This window comes from Streptomyces reniochalinae (assembly GCF_003323735.1).
GTDB classification, from domain to species: domain Bacteria; phylum Actinomycetota; class Actinomycetes; order Streptomycetales; family Streptomycetaceae; genus Streptomyces; species Streptomyces reniochalinae.
In genome coordinates this window covers 297,858-322,519 of sequence record NZ_QOIM01000034.1, presented here as the reverse complement: position 1 = coordinate 322,519, position 24,662 = coordinate 297,858, and the positions used below count along the sequence as shown (strand labels likewise).

21 protein-coding genes and 2 rRNA genes are annotated in these 24,662 nt (G+C 70.5%); 11 read left to right on the top strand and 12 right to left on the bottom strand.

Annotated features, from left to right (window positions below; all coding sequences use genetic code 11):
* Both DQ392_RS16145 and rrf read left to right on the top strand, forming a co-directional pair.
* Positions 1-81: ribosomal RNA gene (locus DQ392_RS16145) — 23S ribosomal RNA — on the top strand; the annotation flags it as partial.
* An 89-nt stretch (positions 82-170) separates the two neighbouring features.
* Positions 171-287, top strand: a 5S ribosomal RNA gene (gene rrf, locus DQ392_RS16140).
* Between the two features lie 917 nt (positions 288-1,204).
* On the opposite strand, the gene DQ392_RS16130 is transcribed toward rrf, so the two are convergent.
* The 5 genes from DQ392_RS16130 to DQ392_RS16110 form a co-directional block, all read right to left on the bottom strand.
* On the bottom strand, positions 1,205-2,860 hold the full coding sequence (locus DQ392_RS16130) for a hypothetical protein (protein WP_114016284.1): 1,656 nt from the start codon (positions 2,858-2,860) through the stop codon (positions 1,205-1,207).
* Between the two features lie 155 nt (positions 2,861-3,015).
* A complete protein-coding gene (locus tag DQ392_RS16125) occupies positions 3,016-4,446 on the bottom strand; it encodes an ATP-binding protein (protein ID WP_114016283.1) in 1,431 nt (476 codons plus the stop codon).
* Between the two features lie 96 nt (positions 4,447-4,542).
* A complete protein-coding gene (locus tag DQ392_RS16120) occupies positions 4,543-6,108 on the bottom strand; it encodes an SCO6880 family protein (RefSeq protein WP_114016282.1) in 1,566 nt (521 codons plus the stop codon).
* Entirely contained in the window at positions 6,105-7,466 is a 1,362-nt protein-coding gene (locus DQ392_RS16115; protein WP_114016281.1) for a hypothetical protein, read from the bottom strand. The genes DQ392_RS16120 and DQ392_RS16115 overlap by 4 nt, the downstream gene beginning before the upstream one ends.
* Entirely contained in the window at positions 7,456-8,331 is an 876-nt protein-coding gene (locus tag DQ392_RS16110) for a DUF8175 domain-containg protein (RefSeq protein ID WP_114016280.1), read from the bottom strand. Before DQ392_RS16110 ends, DQ392_RS16115 begins: the two co-directional genes overlap by 11 nt.
* Before the next feature lie 371 nt (positions 8,332-8,702).
* On the opposite strand from DQ392_RS16110, the gene DQ392_RS16105 reads away from it, so the two are divergent.
* Positions 8,703-9,002 carry a YiaA/YiaB family inner membrane protein gene (locus DQ392_RS16105; RefSeq protein ID WP_181856450.1) on the top strand — a complete coding sequence of 100 codons (300 nt, stop codon included), beginning with the start codon at positions 8,703-8,705 and terminating at the stop codon, positions 9,000-9,002.
* A gap of 102 nt (positions 9,003-9,104) precedes the next feature.
* Here DQ392_RS16105 and DQ392_RS16100 read toward each other — a convergent pair whose 3' ends face one another.
* Together DQ392_RS16100 and DQ392_RS16095 are read right to left on the bottom strand one after the other, a co-directional pair.
* On the bottom strand, positions 9,105-9,752 hold the full coding sequence (locus DQ392_RS16100) for an O-methyltransferase (protein ID WP_114016279.1): 648 nt from the start codon (positions 9,750-9,752) through the stop codon (positions 9,105-9,107).
* A gap of 126 nt (positions 9,753-9,878) precedes the next feature.
* The gene (locus tag DQ392_RS16095; protein ID WP_114016278.1) at positions 9,879-10,187 is read right to left on the bottom strand and encodes a hypothetical protein; all 309 of its coding nucleotides are present in this window, start codon (positions 10,185-10,187) and stop codon (positions 9,879-9,881) included.
* 460 nt (positions 10,188-10,647) lie between these two features.
* On the opposite strand from DQ392_RS16095, the gene DQ392_RS16090 reads away from it, so the two are divergent.
* From DQ392_RS16090 to DQ392_RS16075, 4 genes are all read left to right on the top strand, one after another.
* Positions 10,648-11,628, top strand: coding sequence for a C40 family peptidase (locus DQ392_RS16090; RefSeq protein WP_114016277.1), 981 nt, complete (start codon positions 10,648-10,650; stop codon positions 11,626-11,628).
* A 264-nt stretch (positions 11,629-11,892) separates the two neighbouring features.
* Positions 11,893-12,609, top strand: a complete 717-nt coding sequence (locus DQ392_RS16085; RefSeq protein WP_114016276.1) for a phosphatase PAP2 family protein — start codon at positions 11,893-11,895, stop codon at positions 12,607-12,609.
* An 854-nt stretch (positions 12,610-13,463) separates the two neighbouring features.
* Positions 13,464-14,333 carry an SCO4651 family lipoprotein gene (locus DQ392_RS16080; protein ID WP_425470541.1) on the top strand — a complete coding sequence of 290 codons (870 nt, stop codon included), beginning with the start codon at positions 13,464-13,466 and terminating at the stop codon, positions 14,331-14,333.
* Between the two features lie 136 nt (positions 14,334-14,469).
* Complete coding sequence (locus DQ392_RS16075; RefSeq protein WP_114016274.1) at positions 14,470-14,700, top strand: hypothetical protein; 231 nt, start codon at positions 14,470-14,472, stop codon at positions 14,698-14,700.
* 143 nt (positions 14,701-14,843) lie between these two features.
* Here the strand turns inward: DQ392_RS16075 and DQ392_RS16070 are convergent, their stop codons facing one another.
* Entirely contained in the window at positions 14,844-15,215 is a 372-nt protein-coding gene (locus tag DQ392_RS16070) for a metal-sensitive transcriptional regulator (protein ID WP_242751937.1), read from the bottom strand.
* A gap of 207 nt (positions 15,216-15,422) precedes the next feature.
* On the opposite strand from DQ392_RS16070, the gene DQ392_RS16065 reads away from it, so the two are divergent.
* Positions 15,423-16,043, top strand: coding sequence for a DUF47 domain-containing protein (locus tag DQ392_RS16065; RefSeq protein ID WP_114016273.1), 621 nt, complete (start codon positions 15,423-15,425; stop codon positions 16,041-16,043).
* 6 nt (positions 16,044-16,049) lie between these two features.
* Entirely contained in the window at positions 16,050-17,045 is a 996-nt protein-coding gene (locus tag DQ392_RS16060; protein WP_114016272.1) for an inorganic phosphate transporter, read from the top strand.
* A gap of 232 nt (positions 17,046-17,277) precedes the next feature.
* Here the strand turns inward: DQ392_RS16060 and pstB are convergent, their stop codons facing one another.
* The 4 genes from pstB to pstS form a co-directional block, all read right to left on the bottom strand.
* A complete protein-coding gene (gene pstB / locus DQ392_RS16055; protein ID WP_114016271.1) occupies positions 17,278-18,054 on the bottom strand; it encodes a phosphate ABC transporter ATP-binding protein PstB in 777 nt (258 codons plus the stop codon).
* 13 nt (positions 18,055-18,067) lie between these two features.
* A complete protein-coding gene (pstA, locus tag DQ392_RS16050) occupies positions 18,068-19,150 on the bottom strand; it encodes a phosphate ABC transporter permease PstA (RefSeq protein WP_114016270.1) in 1,083 nt (360 codons plus the stop codon).
* Positions 19,147-20,133 carry a phosphate ABC transporter permease subunit PstC gene (pstC, locus tag DQ392_RS16045; RefSeq protein WP_114016269.1) on the bottom strand — a complete coding sequence of 329 codons (987 nt, stop codon included), beginning with the start codon at positions 20,131-20,133 and terminating at the stop codon, positions 19,147-19,149. The genes pstA and pstC overlap by 4 nt, the downstream gene beginning before the upstream one ends.
* 224 nt (positions 20,134-20,357) lie before the next feature.
* Entirely contained in the window at positions 20,358-21,485 is a 1,128-nt protein-coding gene (gene pstS, locus DQ392_RS16040) for a phosphate ABC transporter substrate-binding protein PstS (RefSeq protein ID WP_114016268.1), read from the bottom strand.
* Between the two features lie 304 nt (positions 21,486-21,789).
* Here pstS and DQ392_RS16035 point away from each other — a divergent pair, with 304 nt between their 5' ends.
* Both DQ392_RS16035 and DQ392_RS16030 read left to right on the top strand, forming a co-directional pair.
* On the top strand, positions 21,790-22,935 hold the full coding sequence (locus DQ392_RS16035) for a C40 family peptidase (RefSeq protein WP_114016267.1): 1,146 nt from the start codon (positions 21,790-21,792) through the stop codon (positions 22,933-22,935).
* A gap of 300 nt (positions 22,936-23,235) precedes the next feature.
* Positions 23,236-24,648, top strand: coding sequence for a PP2C family protein-serine/threonine phosphatase (locus DQ392_RS16030; protein ID WP_114016266.1), 1,413 nt, complete (start codon positions 23,236-23,238; stop codon positions 24,646-24,648).
* Positions 24,649-24,662: the final 14 nt, after the last annotated feature.

The following is a 24,662-nucleotide window of genomic DNA, read 5'->3' as shown; positions in this document are numbered from 1 at the left end:
ATGACGGGGTTGATAGGCCGGATCTGGAAGCCCAGTAATGGGTGGAGGTGACCGGTACTAATAGGCCGAGGGCTTGTCCATAGAGGCTCGCGTCCACTGTGTGGGTTCTGAGACAACAACCCGAGCACCCCCCTGTGTGGTGGGGTTGTGCCGGTTGTGTTTCATAGTGTTTCGGTGGTCATAGCGTGAGGGAAACGCCCGGTTACATTCCGAACCCGGAAGCTAAGCCTTTCAGCGCCGATGGTACTGCATGCGGGAGCGTGTGGGAGAGTAGGACGCCGCCGAACTCCATGTGAGGAAAGCCCCGTTGGCACACGCCAACGGGGCTTTTTCGTGTTTACGGGGCCTTGTTCAACGGGCTTCGGAGACATTGCGCCTCGGCGCTTTGCGGGCAGCCCCTTGTGCGCCCGCTCCCGCTCTGACCCCCCTTTGCGAGGCCCCTGCGGTTCCCGCGCCTTCGCGGTAACTGTTGAGTCACGGCGCGGCACGGCGCGCATCCTCGGCGCTCTTGGTTTGTGTACCCCCACAAAGTCGAAGTCGGGCGCCGGTTCGGTGCGGCGCGCGGTCTCGGATCAGGCGGCCGTACGCCGTACAGCCGTGAGGAGGTAGGGCCGCCATGCCTCCGTGGCCGCCACCGTCGCGTGCGTCCTGGAGCGTGCGGGCGAACGCCTCGGAACCGAGGTCCTCCCCCGTGTGCGGTTCCCGGCAGCAGGTGCGGGCGTAGGCCAGGACGGCCGGGTGCAGGACGGCCGGGTGATGGCGCCGGTAGAGCTCGTCGAGAGCCGCTTGCCCGGTGAACGGATCGCCCGCGCGGAGCTGCTGCGTGAGCGTCGCGTCACTGCGCTGCGCGGGCCCGCCCGAGGAGTGGAGGAGCGGGCTGTCCGGGGCGCGGAGACCATGCCCTTTCGGGTAGGTCGGGTGGGCCGGCCCGTCCGGGTGGTCCGGCTCGGCTGGTTCGTCCTGGTGGCCGACGAGCCGGGGCGCAGGGGTCGGCGGCGTAACGGCCGCTCGGGACTCCGCGGTCCTCTTCCCCCGCGCTGACGCCGGCTTCTCCCGCGCTGACACCAGTTGCTTCCGCGCTGACGCCGGAGGGAACTGGGGAGCTCGTGGGACCGCTGTGACGCATGCACGTCATAGTGGCGGCGGTGTGCGAGCCGAAAAGGTGAGACCGCGACGCGGACGGCGACGCACCGACGGGCCTCAGTCAGGAGGACGGCGTGACGGCCAGCTCCAGCACTGTCGTCAGTGGTGGGTCGAGCCGGCCGTCAGATGACCGTGCGGCCATGCGGCGGCCGTGCTCGACCACGCTCTCGATGAGCGCGTGCAGCAGCGGAAGCACCTCCGGCTCTGCGCCCACTACATACAGTGTGCCCGCTTCGGCGATGAAGGATTCCATCGCGAGCCTGTCGGCTCGCTCGGCCGAACACGCGTTGCGCACGTGAAGTTGCGACAGGGGGGCCAGCGCTCGCCGGATCAACGCGACCGCGTCGGCACGCAGTTGCGGGTGGCCGGCGAGCGCGGCCTCGAGCTCCCCCGCGGCGCCCGCCGTCGCCTTGGGGTGCGAGCGCAGGATCCGCACGGCGTCCGCCGTCCCACCCGTCGCCAGCGCCCAGCGGTGCACCTCGCGGAACGGGCGCTTCTCCAGGGCCGCCGCGTGCAGCCAGCAGCGCAGCATGGTCTCGGCCGTGCTGTGGGTCGTCGCGTCGATGGGGCGTGGGGAGCGCAGCGGCGCCAGCAGAGCCGTCGCCCGGGAGGCGACCGTCGTTCGGTCCGCGCAACCGTGGTGCGGCGACCAGCGGATGCGGTCGGGGGTGTCGCAGGCGTGCGTCGGGTCGAAGAGGTGGACAGGGCCGAGCTTGGCGCGGGCCGCCTTCGTCGCCGCCCACAGGTCCGGCGTCGCCGAGGTGACGAGGACGGCGCCGGGCGCTTCGAGGACCCGGCCGACGGGATCGCCGTCCGGGCCCGGGGCGCCCGCGCCGTCGGCCGTCGTGCGCCGGCCCCCCGCGGGGGCCCCGCTGAGGCCACCGGAGAGGCCCGCCGTACCGGCTTCGGAGCTGAGGGGTGCGGGTGCGGTGGGCCCGGGCCCAGGGCCGGTCTGATTTGCGGTGGGAAGAGGAACGGCCGGCCCGTCGGCGGGGGATGACGGGGGCGCGCCCTGCGTGCCGGGCGGCGTGGGCAAGGCCGTGGGTGACGACGCTGTCGGCGACGCGGCCTCGGTCGGCCGGGGCTGCGACTGCTGCGCCGGAACGTCATGGGGCGCCTGCGCCGCGTGCGGCGCCTGTTGTTCGGCTTGCGGTGGTGCCGGGTGCGCCTGCGGGGCGTGGGGCTGAGGCGGCGGGGAGGGCGGCGTCTGCTGGGAGCCAGGTGCCTGCTGGGCCGGGTCGGGTGAGACCGGCACGGACCCTTTCGTGTGAAAGGTTTCGGCTTCCTCCCGTTCCCGCACCAGCCGCCTGGCCTTCCGTACGGCGCGTGCGCGGGCGACCGTCCCCATCACGAACACCGTGAGCACCATCAGCACCATCAACTGGCTGACGAAGATGCCCCAGAACAGGCCGTAGCCGGACAGTTGACCCGGCGGGGTGCCCGGCCAGGCGCCGGCGATGTCGTGCGGCTCGGTGACCAGCCCCCGGATGGCGAGCGGGGTCCTGCCGAAGGTGACGTCGTCGGGCCAGGCACCGTGGGAGAAGAGGCCGGCCAGACCCGTCGCGGTCCAGACGAAGACGGTGAGGCCCAGCAGGAACGCCAGCGCGCCCACCAGCAGCCCGTCGGGAACACCGCCGTCTCCCCCACCGGCCGCGCGGCGCGGCCGGTGCGGGTCGTGGCCGCCGCGGCGGCCCCTCTCACGGTCGTCGTATCGCATCGGCACCGGTATTCAATCGGGGGACGCCGGTTGCGGCAAGATCCCCTTCAGCGGACCACCTGTGCGGGGTACGTCGCGGATTGTGCGGGGTACGTGGCGGGTTGCGTGCGCGGGCACCCGTATGTGGGGCGGGGAGGGGACTCGCCGGCGCCAGGTCACGCCACCGTGGAGCCCGATGAGCGGCCGGACGCGGACCGCTCCATCGCCAGCGCCCGCGCCTCGCTCTCCGCTTCCAGATCGGCGTCCAGCGCCGTCTCGAAAGCGGTGTCCCGGTCGGCGGAACTCTCCGTCATGGCGCGGTCGGTGAAGACGAGCGGCCTTTCCGCCTCGGTGACCAGGTGCTTGACGACCTGTACGTTGCCGTTGACGTCCCACACCGCGATGCCGGGCGACAGCGTCGGGATGATCTCCACCGCCCAGCGCGGCAGGCCGAGCACCTTGCCGGTGGCCCGTGCCTCGTCGGCCTTCTGGGCGTAGATCGTCCGGGTCGAGGCCATCTTGAGGATCGCGGCGGCCTCCCGTGCGGCCGCACCGTCGACGACGTCGGAGAGGTGGTGGACGACGGCGACGAACGACAGGCCCAGCCGGCGGCCGAACTTGAGAAGACGCTGGAACAGCTGGGCGACGAACGGGCTGTTGATGATGTGCCAGGCCTCTTCGACCAGGAAGATCCGCTTGCGCCGGTCGGGCCGGATCCAGGTGTGCTCCAGCCAGACGCCGACGATCGCCATCAGGATCGGCATGGCGATGGAGTTGCGGTCGATGTGGGAGAGGTCGAAGACGATCAGCGGGGCGTCCAGGTCGATGCCGACCGTCGTCGGGCCGTCGAACATGCCGCGCAGGTCACCGTCGACCAGCCGGTCGAGGACGAGGGCGACGTCCAGCCCCCAGTCGCGGACGTCGTCCAGCGCCACGTTCATCGCCTCGGCCGACTCCGGCTTCGGATGCCGCAGCTGCTCGACGATGTCCGTCAGCAGCGGCTGCCGGTCCGCCGTCGTGGCGTTGACATAGGCGTGCGCCACCTTGAGGGCGAAGCCGGAGCGCTCGTCCAGGCCGTGGCCCAGCGCGACCTCGATGATGGTGCGCAACAGCGCCAGCTGTCCCGTGGAGGTGATGGCGGGATCCAGCGGATTGAGGCGGATGCCCTGGTCGAGCGCCGCCGTCGGATCGAGGCGGATCGGGGTGATGCCCATCTCCTCCGCGATCAGATTCCACTCGCCGACACCGTCCTCGCCCTGCGCGTCCAGCACCACCACCTGCCGGTCACGGAAGCGCAGCTGACGCAGCACGTACGTCTTCTCCAGGGCCGACTTGCCATTGCCCGACTCGCCCAGCACCAGCCAGTGCGGGGCGGGGAGCTGCTGGCCGTAGAGCTGGAAGGGGTCGTAGATGTAGCCCTTTCCGCTGTAGACCTCGCGGCCGATGATGACGCCGGAGTCGCCGAGTCCGGGCGCGGCGGTCGGCAGGTAGACGGCCTGCGCCTGCCCGGTGGACGTACGGACGGGCAGGCGGGTCGTCTCCGTCTTGCCGAACAGGAAGCTGGTGAAGGCTTCGGTGATCGCGGACAGGGGATCGAGCGCGGCCATGCTGGCTACCTCCGGCCTGGAGCGGCGGTGCGGCGAGGGTGGGGCGGCGGTACGGCGACGAGGCAGTCAGGTCTCATGCGGGGCTCCTTCCGCGCCTCAGCGCCGTATTCCGGTGGCGAACGGGAGCGTGTTGACGAAGGCGCGGTGGTGCTCGCGGTCGCACCACTCCAGCTTCAGATAGCTCTTGCCCGCGGACGCGCGGATCGTCCGCTTGTCGCGGGCCAGCGCCTCCGGCGACCGGGAGGAGACGGTGAGGTATCCGACGATGTTGACGCCGGCCGCGCCCGAGGCCAGATCCTCGCCCCGCTGGTCGACGCGGCCGTGCGCGGCGAGGTCACGCGGGTCGACGGTGCGGTTCATCTTCGCCGACCTGCTGGCCTCCGCCTCGTCGTTCGTCTTCTCCGTCAGCATCCGCTCGATGGCCAGCTCGGTCGGCTCCAGATCCATCACCACGGCGACCGTACGGATGACGTCAGGGGTGTGCACGAGCAGCGGAGCGAGGAAGTTGACCCCGACCGGCGTCATCGGCCACTCCTTGACCCACGCCGTGGCATGGCACCAGGGCGCCCGCGTCGTCGACTCCCGCGTCTTGGCTTGCAGATACGTCGGCTCGACCGCGTCCAGCTCGGCGGGCCACGCGTTGCGCTTGGACATGGCCTGGATGTGGTCGATGGGGTGGTCGGGGTCGTACATCGAATGCACGAGCGAGGCGAGCCGGGCCTGGCCCAGCGGCTGCCGCACCCTGATGTCCGCCTCCGCCAGCCGGGCACAGATGTCGGTCAGCTCGCGCGCCATCACTATCGCCAGCCCCTCGTCACGGGACAGCTTGCGGCCCGCCGTACGCCGCGCCGCCTTGGCGATCGTGTCCCCCTCAACGGCCAGCTCCCGGCCGTACTGCATACACGCCACCAGGTACGCGCGGTGCTGCTCGCTGGAGGTGGACACCATCGACTGCAACTGGTCGTAGGACGTGCGCAGCCACCCCGCGGCACGCTCATCTCCCCGCTGGGCCACGTCCTTCGCGTGCGCGTCCGGATCCGCGGGCAGCGTACGGGCGAGCATTTGCAGCCGCGTGACGTAGCCGTCACCGTTCGCCACATGCTTCAACAGGGTGCCGAAACGGTCGACCAGCGCCTCCTGATCCTCACTGTCCCGCAACCCGACACCCGGACCCTCGATCTCGATGGCCGCCGTCACCGTACGCCGGTCCGCGTGCAGCAGAACGGCGATCTCGTCCGGACCGAACGGCGCCGACATCCACGCGATACGGCCCACACCCGGCGGAGGGCCGATCTCCACCTCGCGGCCGTCGAGCGTCGTACCCGCCTCGGCCGCGTTCGAACGGTAAGTCGTACCGCGGCGCAACAGCCGCTTGTAGGAACGGTTGATCTCGAACCACCTGTAGAACGTACGGCCCCTGTACGGCACATAGACCGCAGCCAGCGCCAACGCCGGAAAACCGACAAGCGCGGGGATACGAAGAGACAGCACGGGAATCAGCAGACCACTCATCATCCCGAAGAACGCGCCGACCACGATCAGAGCGATCTCGCCCGTGTCACGGTTCTTGCCGACGATCGCGTTCGGCCGCGCCTTGCCGATCATGTACGTACGGCGCTGGGTCGACAGACCCGAACCCGCCGTGTGAGAAGGCGTCGTCATCCGCGGTCACCCCCGGAAGGGCGAGGCCGCGGGGGATTCGAGCGGCCCGCCGAACCCCCCGAACCGGTCGAACCCTGGCGAGGCGGCCGCGCCGAATGCGGCGTGGCGCTCGCCGCCGGAGCGGGCGCCGCCTGCCGGGGCGGCGGCGCTTCCTCCGCGCCACCGCCACCGCCGCCACCGCGCGCACTGTGCGCGGCGACGCCGCCCGTGACGGCCTGCCCCGAACCCTGGCCGCCACCCGAACCCGAACCGGCCGCGTTCGCGGCAGCCGCGCTCTGGCCCCCGCGGCCACCGTGCGTCGTGATGCCCTGACGCACCAACGCGGCGGGCGACGACACCACAGCTGCCGCACCACGCGACGACGTACGCATCGCGTTGCGGTGATGGGCGATGTCGTCGCCGAACCCCGGCACGAACCGGTAGATCATCGCGCTCGCGAAGATCGCCAACAGGATGATCGCCAGCCCGGACACCACCGCCGAAACCGAATCAGGGCCCTCACCGCCCGCGAGCGCGCCCGCGAGGCCCAGCACGATCACGATCACAGGCTTCACAAGAATCACAGCGATCATGATGCCCGCCCAGCGGCGCACGTGCCCCCACAGATTCTTGTCGACCAGCCCCGCGTAGACGGCGGTACCCAACAGCGCGCCGACATACAGCAGCGCCGCCCGCACCACCAGCTCCAGATACAGCACCCCGGCCGCCAGCACCGACACCAACGACACCACGATCAGCATGATCGGACCGCCGCCGATCTCGTCGCCCTTCTTCAAGGCCTCCGAGAACGTACCGAAGAACTTGTCCGTCTCCTTGTCCGTACCGGCCGCCACGACGTCCGTCACCGCATCCGTCGCCGACACCACGGTATAGAGGATCAGCGGCGTGAACGCCGACGCCAGCACCGTCAGCCACAGGAAACCGACCGCCTCCGTCAGCGCCTCCGTGAACGGCACCCCCCGCACCGCGCGCTTCGCCACCGCCAGCAGCCACAACGTCAGCGTCAGAATCGTCGACGCCGCGAACACCACGGCGTACTGCCGCAAAAACTCCGTATTCGTGAAGTCGACCTTCGTCGTCGAGTCCACGAGCTTCGCCAACTTCTCCACCGTCCAACTGGCGGCTTCGGCACAGCCTTTCGCCAGGGAGGAGAGGGGGTCGGTGGGGTCGCTGATGGAAGAGGAGGAACCGTTGCTGCCTGACCCGGAGTCGCAGTCCTCCTGGAACGGGCCGACGACGGTGTCGCAGTCCTCCTTGGGGTCACCCCAAGCGTGAGTACCGACGAGAACCGCGGCGACCTGGAGCCCGGCCAGGGCCGAACCCACAGTGAGAAGGCGACGAGCAGAATTAGCGCGCATACGTGAAGCCTCCGAACTTGTCCACGGCGTCAGAGATCTCCTTCGCGCCCGCGGCTCGGTTGTCACCGTTCACGGGGGCGGGACCTTCCTTCTGCGAGAAGTCCTGAACGCGCCAGTCACCGTCAGCCCACTCGAGGTCCAGACTCAGTGTGAACCAGTCGTTTCTGACCGGGTTGGTGGATTTCTTTCCGGCGTTACCGAAGACGCCAGTGCACCACACGTCCAGCCTCGCCGAGTCGTCGTCGTACTTGCGGACCTTCGTCCCCAAGGGAACGGTGCGCGAGACGAACTCGACTCCCTTGGCGGGGCTGCCGTTCTCATCGAGACCAATCTTGGACAGGAACTTCGGCGAGTACGCTTTGTCCATCTTGCGCAGAGTCGCGTCGACCTGTCCCGGTGCATAGATCTGGTCGATGATCCCGCGGCGTTCCGACTTCTTCATCATGTCCGCGGACACCAGCGCGACAGCGTAGTTCGCCGCGGCGCTCTGCGCCCCCTGCTCGGTGTGGGGGAAGCCGGAGGGGATGGTGGTGTCGGAGGAGTTCTTCACGGGTTTTTCACCGGTGGGGGCGGTCGGCTGGGCCCGGGAGCCGCCGCCGCGGGAGTCGTCGGAGGCGTCGCCGCCGCCCTCGCCGCCTCCGCCTCCGCGGTTGGCGAAGGCGATGGCGGCGATGAGGAGGACGACCACCGCGACGACGGTGATCAGACTGCGCCCCGGCCGCGTCGGCGGCCGCCCGCCGCTGCCACCTGCCTCGTTGCCCGGTAGGCGCGTCCGCGTCGTCGTCCGGCTGCCCTCGCTCGCGCCGGGCCCGTAGTCGCTCGTGCGAGTACGCCCGTCGTACTCGTCGCCGCCACCGATGTTCATGCCGGGCTGGCCCCCTCGACCTCTGTCGCTCAACTGCCGTCACTGCATTGTCCCCTCACATGACGGTAGCGGGGTCACACCGCGCATGTGCCGTGTGCAAGCCAGGTGTTCGGCAGCATGTCGAACGCCTCGCCGGTGCGCCGTGTGCGTTCTTGCCGCTTGTGGGCCGTCTACGCCTGCGCCGGTGGTGTGGGCGGCGTGCAGCGGGTGAACGTCCGCCGGGGGGAGGGCTCGCGGGGGGTCCGGGGGCGCGTGGTGCGCCCCCGTGTGCTCAGCGGCACGCGGCGCGGGCGGGGAGTGAGGGCGGGAACAGGAGGGAGATGAGTATCCGTACCCATGTGCGTGCCGGCCGGCGTTGGCACGCTGTCGGCATGAGTGAGACGACTCGTTCGGTTCAACGGCCGACGACGACGGCGTTCTTCGTGCAGTCGGCGATTGCTTTCGGTGTGGCGCTCTCGGCGTTGCTTGTCGGGATCGTGCGGTTGCCCGTGGGGCAGTGGGAGCGCGGGTTTCTGGCGCTCGGTCTCGTTTTCGTCGTGACGTCGGCGTTCACGTTGGCCAAGTGTGTCCGGGACCGCCAGGAGGCGGAGGAGGTGACGAACAAGGTCGACAAGGCGCGGATCGACAAGCTGCTCTCGGAGGCGGACCCGTTCGCGCCGGGCCACGGCTGAGCGGCGGCGCTCGACCGCGGACGGGAGGCGCGCTCCGCAGGGCTCGGGTGGCGGTTTCGCGGGTACGGCTGCCTGGGCCCGGGCTACGCGCGCTTGCCCGGGCTACGCGCGCTTGCGCGCGAGTGTCACGCCGTCCCGCAGCGGCAGCATGACGGACTGCATGCGGTCGTCGGCGGTGATCGTGTCGTTGATCCGGCGGATGGCGACGTCCGCCTCGTCCTGTGCGGCCGGGTCCACCACGCGGCCCGTGCGCAGTACGTTGTCGAGTACGAGGAGGCCACCGGGGCGGAGGCGCGGCACCAGCTCCTCGTAGTACGTCGGGTAGCCCGTTTTGTCGGCGTCGATGAACGCGAAGTCGACGCCTGGCTCCTGCGGCAGCGCGCGCAGGGTCTCGGCGGCGGGGGCGAGGCGCAGGTCGATGCGGTCGGTGAGGCCGGCCCGCTGCCAGTAGCGTCGGGCGACTGCCGTCCATTCCTCGGAGACGTCGCAGGCGATGAGGCGTCCGTCCGCGGGCAGTCCGCGGGCGATGCAGATCGAGGAGTAGCCGGTGAAGACGCCGACCTCGACGGCGGTCGTGGCCCGGGTGAGCCGGACGAGCATCGTGAGGAACTCGCCCTCGTCGTGTGTGATCTGCATGGTCGTGCCAGGCGCCAGCGCGTGGGTCTCCTCGACCAGGTCACGCAGGAGGTCGTCGGCGGGGGTGCAGTGCGCCAGCAGATAGTCGTCGAGGGCGGGGTTCACGATGTCCATGGGGCTCCTGGGGGTACGGGCGGGGACGGTGTCGCTCGTGGGTCGGCCGGCGGGCCGCGTCGGACCGCCTGACGACCGGGCCATCGGCCCACCGGAGCGCCGGACCGCCGCATCGCCGGACCGTCGCTAGACGGCCATGCCGTAGACGATGGTGAAGAGGGTGCCGAGCGAGCCGATGATGAACACGCCGGTCAGCCCGGCGACGATCAGGCCCTTTCCTTGCTCGGCGCTGAAGGTGTCGCGCAGGGCCGTCGCGCCGATGCGCTGCTTGGCTGCGCCCCAAATGGCGATGCCCAGGCAGAGCAGGATCGCCACGGCCATGATGACCTCGACCATCACGCGTGCTTCGTGGCCCAGGGAGCCGAACGGTCCCCAGTCGGGCGCGATCCCGCCGATGATGGTGGTGATGTCGCCCTTTTCAGCCGCCAGGAACATGGAGAACTCACCGCCTCGTTTCATGGTTTGTCTCTGACGGATTGTGCCACGGCCTGGTGACAAGGGGAGTGCCGCGCTTGCCCGAAGTGCCCGTCGATACGGGAGGTTTGCCGGGGGAGCGCGGGCCCGCCGGGGCACCGCCGCTCCACGCGATCCTGCCCACCCCGCTCCACCCATACCCCGTACACACGCACGCCCACCCCCCGGCCCGTACGCCCGACCCGTTCGCCCGGCCAGCCGTACGCCCGTGCGCCGTTGATGCCCCTTGTGGGTCGTGCCGGTGCCCGGAGGGGGCCGGGCGGGCCGGGGATGGGGGCCGGGTACGGCCGCGGGGCGGGGCCGGCGTGCGACGCGTTCACCTGGGCGCCTCCCGTCCGCCGTTCCTTTGTGGCGCGGGTGCTGGAATGATGAGCCCAGTTGTCGTGCGAGGAACTGGTGTCCTGCGGGGGAGGGTTGGGGCGTGGGCCGGAAGAAAGTGTGGCTGCTCGCGGTGGGGGGCGGGCTGGGAGTGCTCTCCTTGTTCGTCGCGCTGCTCGTGGTGGGCACCTACGTGGCCGCGGCCGGCCTCTTCGGCGGTGCCGGGGGCGCGGTCGCGCTCGCCAAGGGCTCGGTCCCGGCCGCTTACGCGGGGCTCGTGCAGAAGTGGGGCACCATGTGCGAGGCCCTCAACCCGGCGGTCCTCGCCTCGCAGCTGAAGCAGGAGAGCGGTTTCCAGCCCGACGCGCGGAGCAACGCGCAGGCGCAGGGGATCGCGCAGTTCATCCCCGCCACCTGGTCGGTCCACGGCTTTGACGCGAACGGTGACGGCAAGAAGAGCGTCTGGGATCCCGAGGACGCGATCCCGTCCGCTGCCAAGTACGACTGTTCGCTGGCGAAGAACGTGAAGGACGTGCCGGGGAACACCACGGACAACATGCTCGCCGCGTACAACGCGGGCCCCTACGCCGTCATCAAGTACAACGGGGTGCCGCCGTACAGCGAGACGAAGAACTACGTGTCGACGATCCGCAGGATGGAGAAGAGCTTCTCAGCGCCCAGCGGCCGGCTGAGCCCCACGAAGGCGGGGGCGGGTGCCATCGCGTTCGCGCAGAGCAAGCTGGGGACCCCGTACCTGTGGGGCGGGAACGGTACGCCGGAGCAGGGTGGCAGGTTCGACTGTTCGGGGCTGACGAAGGCGGCGTACAAGAAGGTCGGGGTGGAGCTGCCGCGCGTGGCCAACGACCAGTACGACACGGGGCCGCATCCCAAGCGGGACGAGCTGCTCCCGGGGGATCTGGTCTTCTTCGCGCACGATCTGACCAACTCGCGCTCCATCCACCACGTCGGCATCTATGTCGGGGGTGGCAAAATGATCAACGCCCCCTACACGGGAGCGAAGATCCGGTACGACCCGATCGATTCCCCGGACTACTTCGGAGCGACCCGTCCGACCGGCAAGTGACCCGAGCCGCGTGCGCACAGCCGGGGCGCACGGTTGTGTACGCAGCGCAGGGATTACGTCAACAATCCGTGAGGCATAGGCCCTGAGCTGCGTCTATGGGTCACCCTTGGGTAACGTCCTGGTGATCGTTCGGTACGAACGGAACGGTTCGCCTGCCGCAGCGCGTTTTTCTCCGCGGAACCGGACTTCCGCACCGCGACCACGGGGGGTCGTCAGCGCAGATCCAGCCATGAGCACACAGCCGAAGTGAGGGGCCGCACCGCGATGGCACTCTGGGACAACCCCGATGTCGAACTTCTCTACGACATCAACGGCCTGGCCAAAGACGCACCCACGTGGGCCGACCGGATCATGGAGTACGTCGGGGAGTACGGCATCGCCGTGGGGCTCGTCGCCCTGGCCCTGTGGGCCTGGTGGGGCGTCACCCGGAAGCGCGAGAGCCGGGACGAGGCCGTCAGCGGCTTCGCCGGGCTCATCTGGGCACCCGTGGCAGCCCTCGTCGCGCTGGCCGTCAACATCCCCATTCGCGGCTTCGTCGAGCGACCCCGGCCCTTCCTGGACCACCAGGGCGTGGAGGTCCTGGTCCAGGGCAAGACCGACTTCTCCTTCGTGAGCGACCACGCGACGCTCACCATGGCCATCGCCGTCGGCATCTTCATGGTCCAGCGCAAGCCGGGACTCGTCGCCATCGCCCTCGCCGTACTGGAGGGCTTCTGCCGCGTCTACATGGGGGTGCACTACCCCACCGACGTCATCGGCGGCCTCGCCCTGGGCACCGCCGTCGCCCTGCTGCTCGCCCCGGTCGCCATGTGGGCGCTGACCCCGCTGGTGCGGCTCGTCGCGGGCAACGCCAGGATCGAGACGCTCCTGTGGGCGGGCGGCGCGGCCGCGCGTACGCCCGCGGACGACGACGGCCGGCCTTCCGACCACCGGGAGGGTGCCACCGCGCGCCGCAGCTCCGGCCGCGACCTGGCGGCCTGAGCACCGGAAACGCGCTCACGTCTCGGCAAGGAGCCGACGCGTCCGGGGCCTCGCGCCCCTCACCACCCTCCGCCTCGTCCCCGCCCCCGTCCCTGACGGCTTACGGCGTCCCCTTCTCCGAGGGCTTACAGCGCCCCCGCCGGTCCGCCCGGCGGGGGCGCCGCCGTGTGCGGGGCGGGGCCTGGTGGGTGGGCGTCGTGGTGCGCGAGGGCGTCCGCGCGGGCCCGGTCGCGGGCGCGGCGCGCCGCTCCGCGCCAGCCGCAGGCGCACGAGGCGGAGCAGAACGCTCCCCGTTCGTGCAGCGACGTGACGTGCGCCGCGGCCCCACTTACGGGCGCGCCGCCGTCCGGAGGTGCGGCTCCGTCCGCGGGCGCGCCGCCCGTAAGCGCGGCTGGGTTCGCGGGCGCGGTTTCGGCCGCGCTCCCTGGCGGGACGATTCCTCCGGCCCCCGGGGCGTCGGGTTCGGTCCCAGCCGGGGCCGTGGGGAGGGGGTCCGGCTGGTGTTCGGGGGCTCGCTCTCGCACGTGACCACCGTACTGGGGCCGTGACGGGCGCTCCCAGGGCCTCGTTGCCCCCGATGAACCGACGGATCCGGACCGGCCCGCGACCGGTACGGCAGCGACCGGGAACGAGAGGTCGGCGGGATGACAGTGCGGCGACGGGGGCGGCTGGGACAGCCGGGATGGCCGGAGCGGACAGGGCTGACACGGCTCATGGCGCGCACGGCGGCGTGCACGGCGCGCAGAGGGCGCACGGGTGGGCCGGGGCGGCGACAGGGGCGGGCCGCACGCTCGCGTCGGCCGGTACGGCTCCCGCGGGGCGACACCGTGAGCTCCCCGGTGCTGGTGGCGGCGATGGGTACCGCACTCGCCGCCGTGGCGCTCACGGGGTGTTCCGGGGACGGTGCGGTCGCCACGGGCGGTCCTCCCACGGCGGCGCGCCCCTCGGGCCCCGGCGGCTCCGCTGTCGTCCGGGCGGCCGAAGCCCTGACGCGGGCCGGTTCGGCGCGGGTGCGGACGGCCATGGAGATGGCCAGCGGCGGTACGCGCGTCACCATCGAGGGGTCGGGGCTCTTCGATCTGTCCCGGGCCACCGGGAGGCTGCGGGTGACGCTGCCGCCCGGCGCGGACGGGGCGCGGCCCGGGGAGCGCAGACCCGTCACCGAGCTGATCACTCCGGATGCGCTGTACATGAAGAACCGCGCGGGTGTGCCGGCCGACAAGTGGGTGCGGGTGGCGACGGCGGGGCTGCCGGACGGGAACCTGGTGACGGGCGGGGCGACGGATCCGATCACCGCGGCTCAGCTGCTGAGGGGCGCCCGGCGGATCGCATCCGAGGGTGCCACCGAGTTGGACGGCGAGCGGGTGTGGCACTACAGCGGCCTGGTCGACATCGAACGCGCGGCCGATGCGGCGCCGCCGCGGGCCCGGCACCGGCTGCGGGCGGCGGAGAAGGGGTTCTCGGGCCGTACGGTGCCGTTCGACGCCTATCTCGACGCCCAGGGCCGGCTGCGGAAGGTGCAGCACCGGTTCTCCTTCACCACGGACGCCGCCGGCAAGGATCCGGTCGGTGCGGAGCCCACCGGCAGCGCGGAGCCGTCCGTCGCGCCGGCCATGGACCTGACCGTCTCGTCCACCACCAGGCTGGGCGATTTCGGGGTCGAGGCCAGGATCGCGATGCCCGAGGCCGGCGACATCTGGGCGGGGAAGATCGCCGCTGGGTGACCGGGCGTTGATCCGGTAAATGGTTCGGAAGTGCCATGCGCGGACGGTGTGGTACTCCCTACGCTGGGAAGCCGGGCCCCCGCCCGGCCGTGGCGTTCCCGCCCGGTGGATCCGTGGAGCACGGGAGGTGATATGTGTGCCTGTACCGAAGCGTGACAACAGAGGTGACGGCCGCGGGAGCCGCTGCCGGCGGCGCGCGCTGACGCAGGATCACCAGGACCACGCGGCCCTCGCCGAGATCGAGCTGTGCGGAGAGCTGATGATCGCCGCCTCCGCCGCGGAGGGGCCCCTCAGCCGGGCCCGTATCGACGAGGTGCTCCGCCGCGCCGCAGGCGAGCTGGACGAGGCCCCTGGCCCGACCCGGTAGCGGCCGCCGGACCCGGTGGCCGCCACCGCGAGCCGGCCGCGATGCCCGGCAACTACTTCGTCGGGGGCCACCCGCACATCGGCGAGGTCTGCGGCGTAGCCGTGGCGCGTGGATCTGGCACCGCGTCTGGCCCTGCGCGGGGATCAGGTGCGCAGGAGGCGGGCGATGGCGGCGGTGGCCTCTTCCACCTTGGCGTCCATCTCGGCGCCGCCGTCCTGTGCCGCGTGGGCCACGCAGTGGCGCAGGTGCTCTTCGAGGAGTTGGAGGGCGAAGGACTGGAGTGCCTTCGTGGAGGCGGAGACCTGCGTGAGTATGTCGATGCAGTAGACGTCCTCGTCGACCATCCGCTGGAGGCCCCGGATCTGGCCCTCGATGCGGCGCAGTCGCTTGACGTGAGCTTCCTTGTTCTTCGTGTAACCGTGCTCTCCGGTGGCCGCGTGCGCGGAGCAGCACTGGGAGGTGGCTTCGGCCACAGTGTCCGGCGTCTCGGGGATGGGCTGTGGCGGCGGCGTCATGCGGTCCTCCAGGTGGTGGTGAGAGGCGGGCGGGGGCCGTGGCACCGGGGCCCTGATACCCCTCGTGGGTATAGGATACCGGACTTCTCCGAGCCCGCTTCAAGGCGCGGGCTGACATGGGTGACACTGGGGGGACGCCGGTTCGCTGTGGCCGGATGATGCGCCTAGCATCAACGAGACCGTCATCGAGGCATCCGAGGACCCCCAGTGCGCTTTCGTCTGACCCCCAGGGAGACGAGCTTCTACGACATGTTCGCGGCCTCCGCGGACAACATCGTGACCGGCTCGAAACTCCTCATGGAACTGCTCGGGGCGGACTCCTCCGCGCGAACCGAGATCTCCGAGCGGATGCGCGCGGCGGAGCACGCGGGAGACGACGCGACACACGCGATCTTCCACCAGCTCAACTCCTCCTTCATCACCCCGTTCGACCGCGAGGACATCTACAACCTGGCCTCCTCCCTCGACGACATCATGGACTTCATGGAGGAGGCCGTCGACCTCGTCGTCCTGTACCAGATCGAGGAACTGCCCAAGGGCGTCGAACAGCAGATCGAGGTGCTGTCGCGGGCTGCCGAACTGACGGCCGAGGCCATGCCGAACCTGCGGACCATGGACAACCTCACCGAGTACTGGATCGAGGTCAACCGGCTGGAGAACCAGGCCGACCAGGTCCACCGCAAGCTGCTCGCCCATCTGTTCAACGGCAAGTACGACGCGATCGAGGTCATGAAGCTCAAGCAGGTCGTGGACGTGCTCGAGGAGGCGGCGGACGCCTTCGAGCACGTGGCCAACACCGTCGAGACCATCGCGGTCAAGGAGTCCTGACGCTCCGTGGACACCTTCGCGCTGATCGTGACCGTCGGTGTCGCGCTCGGATTCACATACACGAACGGCTTCCACGACTCCGCGAACGCCATCGCGACGTCGGTCTCCACCCGGGCGCTGACCCCGCGCGCGGCCCTGGCCATGGCCGCGGTGATGAACCTCGCGGGTGCCTTCCTCGGCAGCGGAGTCGCCAAGACGGTGAGCGAGGGACTGATCGTCACCCCGCATGGCGACGCGGGAATGGGCATCTTGTTCGCCGCGCTCGTCGGTGCCATCGCCTGGAACCTGGTCACCTGGTACTTCGGTCTCCCCTCCTCCTCCAGTCACGCGCTGTTCGGCGGCATGGTCGGGGCGGCGTTGGCCGGTGGCATCACCGTCTACTGGTCCGGTGTGGTCGAGAAGATCGTCCTGCCGATGTTCCTCTCCCCCCTCGTCGGCCTGATCCTCGGCTACCTGGTGATGTGCGTCATCCTGTGGCTCTTCCGCAAGTCCAACCCCCACAGGGCCAAGCGCGGGTTCCGTATCGCGCAGACCGTCTCCGCGGCCGGCATGGCGCTGGGCCACGGTCTCCAGGACGCGCAGAAGACCATGGGCGTCGTCGTCATGGCGCTCACCATCGCCGACGTGCAGCAGCACAACGAGATCCCCGTCTGGGTCAAGATCGTGTGTGCCGCGACGCTGTCGCTGGGCACCTACGCGGGCGGCTGGCGCATCATGCGGACGCTGGGCCGGCGCATCATCGAGCTGGATCCGCCGCAGGGGTTCGCCGCGGAGACCACCGCGGCGTCCGTGATGTACAGCGCGTCCTTCATGTTCCACGCGCCCATCTCGACCACGCACGTGATCACCTCGGCGATCATGGGTGTCGGTGCGACGAAGAGGGTCAGCGCGGTGCGCTGGGGCGTCGCGAAGAACATCATCATGGGCTGGTTCATCACCATGCCGGCGGCCGCCGTCGTCGCCGCGCTGATCTTCTGGGCGGTCAAGCTCGTCTTCGGCTGACGCGGCTCGGCTCATCCCCTGCCGGGGCTCGGTCGAATCCCTGAGGGGCTCGGTCGACCCTCTGGCACAGCCCCCGGCTGAACGCTGGCGCCCTGCCCCCCACTCCGGCAACCTAGGGGGCAGGGCGCCGAAGTCCGTCCGAGGCCACAGGAGACCGGACACCGGGGAAGGAAGAAGCCCGCGGTGGCACCGCCATGCAGCACCGCGGGCCGTCGAGGGGCCGCCGGAGCGGCTATCCGAAGCGTCCCGAGATGTAGTCCTCGGTGGCCTGGACGGACGGGTTGGAGAAGATGCGCTCGGTGTCGTCGATCTCGACGAGCTTCCCCGGGGCGCCCACCTCCGCGAGGTTGAAGAAGGCAGTGCGGTCGGAGACCCGCGCCGCCTGCTGCATGTTGTGCGTCACGATCACGATGGTGAACCGGGAGGTCAGCTCCCCGATGAGGTCCTCAATGGCGAGGGTGGAGATCGGGTCGAGGGCCGAGCAGGGCTCGTCCATCAACAGCACCTGGGGTTCGACGGCGATGGCCCGGGCGATGCACAGCCGCTGCTGCTGGCCGCCCGAGAGGCCGGATCCTGGCCGGTTCAGCCGGTCCTTGACCTCGTTCCACAGGTTGGCGCCCTTGAGGGACCTCTCGACGATCCCGTCGAGTTCGCTCTTCTTGTGGTCGCCGTTGAGCCGCAGGCCCGCCGCCACGTTGTCGTAGATGGACATCGTCGGGAACGGGTTGGGCCGCTGGAAGACCATGCCGATGGTGCGGCGCACGGAGACCGGGTCCACGCCGGTGCCGTACAGGTCCTCGTCGTCGAGCATCACCTTGCCCTCGACCCGCCCGCCGGGGGTGACCTCGTGCATGCGGTTGAGGGTGCGCAGGAAGGTGGACTTGCCGCATCCCGAGGGGCCGATGAAGGCGGTGACGGAGCGCGGCTCGACGGTCATGGAGATGTCGTCGATGGCGCGGAAGGTGCCGTAGTAGGCGGAAAGGCCGCTGACGTCGATGCGCTTGGCCACGGGAATCACTCCCTTAGTGCTTGGGGGCCTTCCAGCGGGCGATGCCGCGGGCGACCAGGTTGAGGATCATGACGAAGGCGATCAGCACGAGGGCGGCGGCCCAGGCGCGGTCGTAGGAGGGCTCGTTACCGTTGGCCCACTGCTCGTAGACGTAGTACGGCAGGGAGGACTGGGCGCCTTCGAAGGGGTTGCCGTTGATCGAGGCCGAGCCGAAGACCAGCAGCAGGATGGGGGCCGACTCGCCGGCGACGCGGGCGACGGCCAGCATGATGCCGGTGGTGATGCCGCCGATCGCGGTCGGCAGGACGACCTTGAGAATGGTCCGCCACTTCGGCACGCCGAGCGCCAGCGACGCCTCGCGCAGCTCGCCCGGGACCAGCTTCAGCATCTCCTCCGTCGAGCGCACGACGATCGGCATCATCAAGATGGCCAGCGACATGGCGCCGGCGAACCCGGAGTAGCCGAAGTCGAGGATGATGATCCAGAACGAGAGGACGAACAGGCCAGCGACGATCGAGGGGATGCCGGTCATGACGTCCACGAAGAAGGTGACGGCCTTGGCGAGCCGCCCGGTGCCGTACTCGACGAGGTAGATCGCGGTCAGCAGCCCGACGGGCGCGGCGATCAGCGTGGCGAGGCCGACCTGTTCGAGGGTGCCGATCAGCGCGTGGTAGATCCCGCCGCCGGACTCCATGGTGATGACACCGTTCATGGAGTGCGTCAGGAAGTACCCGTCGAGCACCGTGACGCCCCGCGCCACCGTCTCCCAGATGAGGGAGGCCAGCGGGATGACGGCCAGCAGGAAGCAGACCCAGATGAAGCTGGTGGCCAGCCGGTCCTTGGCCTGCCGGGTGCCTTCGACGGCGCCGGCGAGAACGGCGGTCAGGCCGACGTAGAGCAGGGCGGCGATCAGGCCCCACTGGATGCGGCTGTCCAGCCCGGCCACCAGGCCGATGCCGGTGCCCAGCGCGGCGGCGACGGCGACCAGCCCGAGCGGTGCCCAGCGCGGCAGCCGGGGCCGGTACAGAGAGGCGGCGGGGGACGGGGCGTCGACGGGGGCGACGGGGGCCGCGTCGGCCACTACGGGTCGGCTCATGCGTTCGCTCCCGAGTACTCCTTGCGGCGCGCGATGATCAGCCGGGCCGCGCCGTTGACCAGCAGGGTGATGACGAACAGGACGAGGCCCGAGGCGATCAGCGCGTCCCGGCCCGTGGCGCCGGCCTCCTTGAAGCCCGCGGCGATGTTCTGTGCGAACGTGCCGCCGCCGGGCTGGAGCAGGCTGGCGTGGATGAGGAAGCTGGGCGAGAGCACCGTCGCGACGGCCATCGTCTCGCCCAGCGCCCGGCCCAGACCGAGCATGGAGGCGCTGATGACGCCGGAGCGGCCGAAGGGCAGCACCGACACGCGGATGACCTCCCACCGGGTCGCGCCCAGCGCGAGGGCGGCCTCCTCGTGCATCTTGGGCGCCTGCCGGAAGACCTCGCGGGAGACGTTGGTGACGATCGGCAGGATCATGATGGCGAGCAGGATGCCGGCCGTGAACAGGGAGCGCGCGGCGCCGCCCTCGTAGGTGAGGATGCCGCTCCAGCCGAAGTAGTCGTCCAGCCACTCGTACAGGCCGCTCAGGTGCGGGACGAGGAAGAGGGCGCCCCACAGGCCGTAGACGATGGAGGGCACGGCCGCCAGCAGGTCGATGACGTAGCCGAGGGGGGTCGCCAGTTTGCGCGGCGCGTAGTGCGAGATGAACAGCGCGATGCCCACCGCGACGGGGACGGCGACGATCATCGCGATGAGCGAGCTGACGACGGTGCCGAAGGCGAGGACGGCGATGCCGAAGCGGGGCGGCGTCGCGTTGGCGTCCCACTCGAAGGCGGTGAGGAAGTTGGCCTCGTCGGCGCTGATGGCCAGCGCGGCGCGCCAGGTGAGGAAGACGGCGATCGCGGCCATGATCGCCAGGAGGGCGATGCCGGAGCCCCGGGAGAGGCCGAGGAATATTCGGTCACCCTTCCGGGTGGCGCCCTTCAAGGGGACCGCTGGGTGTGCGGGGTCCGCTGCCGCGGGTGGGTGGTCGGTAGCCATGGTTTCTCCGGTCTGACTGGTGCGGGCCGCCGCGCTCGGCGTGGTGCGCGGAGTGGCCCTTCGGCGGTGCACCGGATCGTTCGGCGTTCCGTGCAATTGCGGATATTCAGGGCACGGGTCGCGTGGGTGGAGGGGGCGGCGGTGCCCTCGGCACCGCCACCGCTCCCTCCGACAGGCTGCTTCCGGCCTGTTCCAGGCCGACGGCCGGACGGCCTGCCGACGGTCTACTTCAGGCCGTCGATCGTCGAACGGACCTTGGTGATGATCTCTTCGGGGATCGGCGCGTAGCCCTTTTCCGCGAGGGCCTTCTGGCCGTCCTCGCTCGCGGTGTACTTCAGGAAGGACTTCGTCGCGGCCAGCGTCTCCTTCTTGTTGCCCTGGTCGCAGACGATCTCGTACGTCGCCAGGACGATCGGGTAGGCGCTCTCGGCCTGGGTCTTGTAGTTGAGCTCCAGGGCGAGATCCTTGCCCTGGCCGACGACCTTGGCGTCGGCGATCGCCTTGGAGGCGTTGCCCGTGGTGGCCTCGACGGGCTCCTTCGCGCCGGTGTCCAGCTTGACCGTGTTCAGGTCGTTCCCGGTGGCGTACGACAGCTCGGCGTAGCCGATGGCGCCGTCGTTCTGCTTGACGTTGGTGGCGATCCCGGAGGAACCGTCGGCGCCCTGGCCGCCCTTGCCGGCCCACGCCTTGGCGGGCTCGTGCTTCCAGGAGCCGGGGGCCGCGGTGTTCAGGTACTTGGTGAAGTTGTCCGTGGTGCCCGACTCGTCGGAGCGGTGGAACGCCTGGATCTTGGTGCTCGGCAGCTTCGCGTCCGGGTTCAGCTTCTTGATGGCCGGGTCGTTCCACTTGGTGATCTTCGAGTCGAAGATCTCGGCCAGCGTCTCGGCGTCCAGCACCAGGTCGTCGACGCCTTCGAGGTTGTACGTGACGGCGATCGGGCCGCCGACCATCGGCAGGTCGACGGCCTGGCCGCCCTTGCAGACCTTCTTGGACTTGGCGACCTCGCCCGGTTCGAGTGCCGAGTCGGAGCCGGCGAAGGCCGTCTTGCCCTGGAGGAACTCCTGGATACCCGCGCCCGAGCCGGTGGGCTTGTAGTTGAGCTGCGTGGTGTCGCACGCGGACTGGTAGGTCTGCGTCCACACGTCCATGGCGTTCTTCTGGGCGCTGGAGCCCGAGGCCAGCAGCTTGCCCTCGCCTCCGCAGCTGATGTTGCCGGCGGCCTTGCTGGTCTCGCTGCCGGAACCGCCGGAGTTGTCGTCCGAGCCGCAGGCGCTCAGGACCAGGGCGCCACACACCGTGAGAGCGCCGACAGCTGCGGTGCGGAGCCGGCTCGTGCGCTGAAGCTGCTTCACTGTCGTTCAGTTCCTTCCTGGCCCGGGAGCGACGGCCGGCCGGCCGTCGGGCTCTCTGGCTATGGGGCGCGGTCCCTGTCGTGGGGGGTGCCGCGCTCTTCGTAAGGCCGAAATTAGACAGATCAGGTGAAGCGGCCGACGGAGCTGAGTGAACGCCGAGTGAACCTCGGCGGTCAGCCCGGTGCACTGCCAGGCCGCGGCCGGGCGGGCGTCCCGTCTTTGATACTCGTCAGTACGTTCCTCTGTTGTCTTTCGGACCGGCATGGCACTATCCGCTCCACTGGCCCCAGTTGACCATACGGAAATGGGGGTGGCCCGGGTGAGACGGCCGCTGATCAGCTCGACCCTCCCGTCGTCCGGACGGCACGGCCCGCTCGTCGTGGCCTGCGCACTGGTACTGCTGGCGGGGCCCGCGCTCGGCACCGCCCACGCCGATCCGGAACGGCCGGGGACGGGCGGCGCCGGTACGGGTTCGGGTTCGGGCTCGGCAGCCGGTGCCGGGGAGCGGGGCGGTGGGCCGAACCTGGAGGAGATCCGCAAGGAGATCGAGCGGCTGCACGACAAGGCGGAGTCCGCGACGGACGCGTACAACGCGGCCGAGTCCGCCACCAAGAAGCAGCAGAAGCGGATCGTCGAACTCGCCAAGCGGATCGACACCACCCAGGGCAAGCTCGACACCCTCCGCGACACCGCGGGCGCCATGGCACGTGCCCAGTACCGCAGCGGCGGCGTGCCGCCGGCCGCGAAGCTGATGCTCAGCGACGACCCGGAGGACTTCCTGCGCGGGCTCTCCCTCACGCACAAGGGCCAGCAGGCCACCCGCTCCTTCATCGGCACCCTCACCGACACCCGCTCCCGGCTCCGCGGTGACGCCAAGGACGCCTCCGACGCCTGGCAGAAGCTGGAGAAGACCCGCAAGAAGAAGGCCGCGGCGAAGAAGAAGATCAACGGCAGGCTGAAGCAGGCGAAGAAGATCGAGGCCGGTCTCAAGGCGGAGGAGCGCGAGCGGCTGCGCGAGCTGGAGGACGAGGCGGCCGAGGCGAAACAGGCGAAGTGGCTGAAGTCCGGGGTGCTCGACGGCCTCGACGGCAAGGCCTCCCCGGCCGGACGGCGCGCCGTCGAGTGGGCCACCAAGCAGCTCGGAAAGGACTACGTGTGGGGGGCCGAGGGGCCCGACACCTTCGACTGCTCGGGCCTGACGATGCGCGCCTGGGAGGCCGCGGGCGTGCGCATCCCCCGTACCTCGCAGGAGCAGTGGAAGCAGCTGCCGCACGTGCCGGTCGGCAAGATGCGCCCCGGCGACCTGATCATCTACAAGAAGGACGCCAGCCACGTCGGGATCTACGTCGGTGACGGAGCGCTGCTGCACGCGCCCCGCACCGGCCGGCAGATCACCGTCGAGGGGGCGGGCTCCATGCCGATCCTGGGTGTGGTACGTCCCGACAAGTGAGACAGAGCAGACCTCTGCGGGCATATCCCTTCGCCCGTTTTCGCGGCTTTCCGCGCGTGAGCTTGGTCATGTAACGGCCACGGAATACGGCTCCGGCCTGCGGTGAACTTCCGCTTCGCCGGGGGCATATGACAGCGGTGGGCGGAGGCGGGCCATTCCATCCGCGCAGCCGAGGGAGCTAAGGTCCCTCCGGAGAGCCCGGGATGACGAGCGCCCGACCACCGCGCGCCGTTCCGGGCCGAGCCATGGTGGCCGCCGCACGGCGCGCACCACGCCCTCGGGGGAGGGAGAGGTTTCAGCATGCCCGCAAGCGCGCCCGCGGCCGGAACGGCGGCGCAGCCCGCCGACGCACCGGCCCAGCAGGCCGCGCCGGGAACCGGCGGCGGTCTGACCCTGCTGGTCATCGAGGACGACCCGGCGGGGGCGGTGAGCGTGCCCCGCATGCTCGACGCCTACGGCAAGCCCGTACGCGTCCGCACGGCCCGCAACCTCACCGAGGCCGCACGACTGCTCACCGACGACGTCCACTGCATCCTGCTCGACCTCGCGCTGCCGTGCGAGAACCGCTGCGAGGAGCGGCCGGAGGACCGGCACGACGGGCTGCGTGAGGAGCGCGGGGGCGGCGAAGAGCCCGCCACCGCGGGGGCCCGCACCGCGGGACGGGTGACGGACCAGGCAGCCGACGCCCCCGCAGGCCGGCCGCCGGCGGAGCCCCCTGCCGAGCCCGACGAGCTGCACATCCTGCGCCGCGTCCTGCGCATGGCACCGCGCCACGCCGTGCTCGCCCTCACCGACGGCAGCGACGCCGAGCGGGCCGCGGACGCCGTACGGGTCGGCGCACAGGACTACCTCTTCCGCGACGAACTCGACGGCAGGCTGCTCACCCGCGCCATCCGCTACGCCGTCGCCCGCAAGCGCGCCGATCTGGCCCAGCGCCAGCTGACCGAGAGCCGGCTGCGGGCCCAGGAGAACGCCAGGCTGGAGCGCGGGCTGCTGCCCAGACCGATCCTGGAAGGCAGCGAACTGCGGTTCGCCGCGCGCTACCGTCCGGGCCGCTCCCGCGCCCTGCTGGGCGGCGACTTCTACGACACCGTCCGCACCCCTGACGGCACCGTCCACGCCATGATCGGCGACGTGTGCGGCCACGGCCCCGACGAGGCCGCCCTCGGTGTCGAACTGCGCATCGCCTGGCGCGCCCTCACCTTCGCCGGGCTGTGCGGGGACGCCCTGCTGAGCACCTTGCAGAAGGTGCTGGAGAACGAACGGGCCAGCGAGGAGATCTTCGCGACCCTGTGCACCGTCGACATCTCCTCCGACGGCCGCAGCGCCGGTATCTGCCTCGCAGGCCACCCCTCCCCCCTGTTCGCGGGCGGAGCGGGGGCGGCACCCCGGCTGCTGCCGTACGACGAGAGCGGCCCTGCGCTCGGGCTGCTCCCGCACGCGCGCTGGCCGCGCCGGCAGGTCACCCTGGGGCGTTCCTGGAGCCTGATGATGTACACGGACGGCCTGATCGAGGGGCGCGTGGACGAGGGCCGTACGGACAGCAGGGAGCGGCTCGGCCAGCAAGGGATGCTCGACCTCGTGGCCCGCCGGCTGGCCGAGGGCGCCAGCGGCGAGGGGCTGCTGGAGGCGACGATGACCGAGGTCCGCCGCCTCAACGGTGGCGAACTGACCGACGACGTGGCCGTCCTTCTCCTGGACCGCTCCCGCTGACCCGAGCCGGCCGC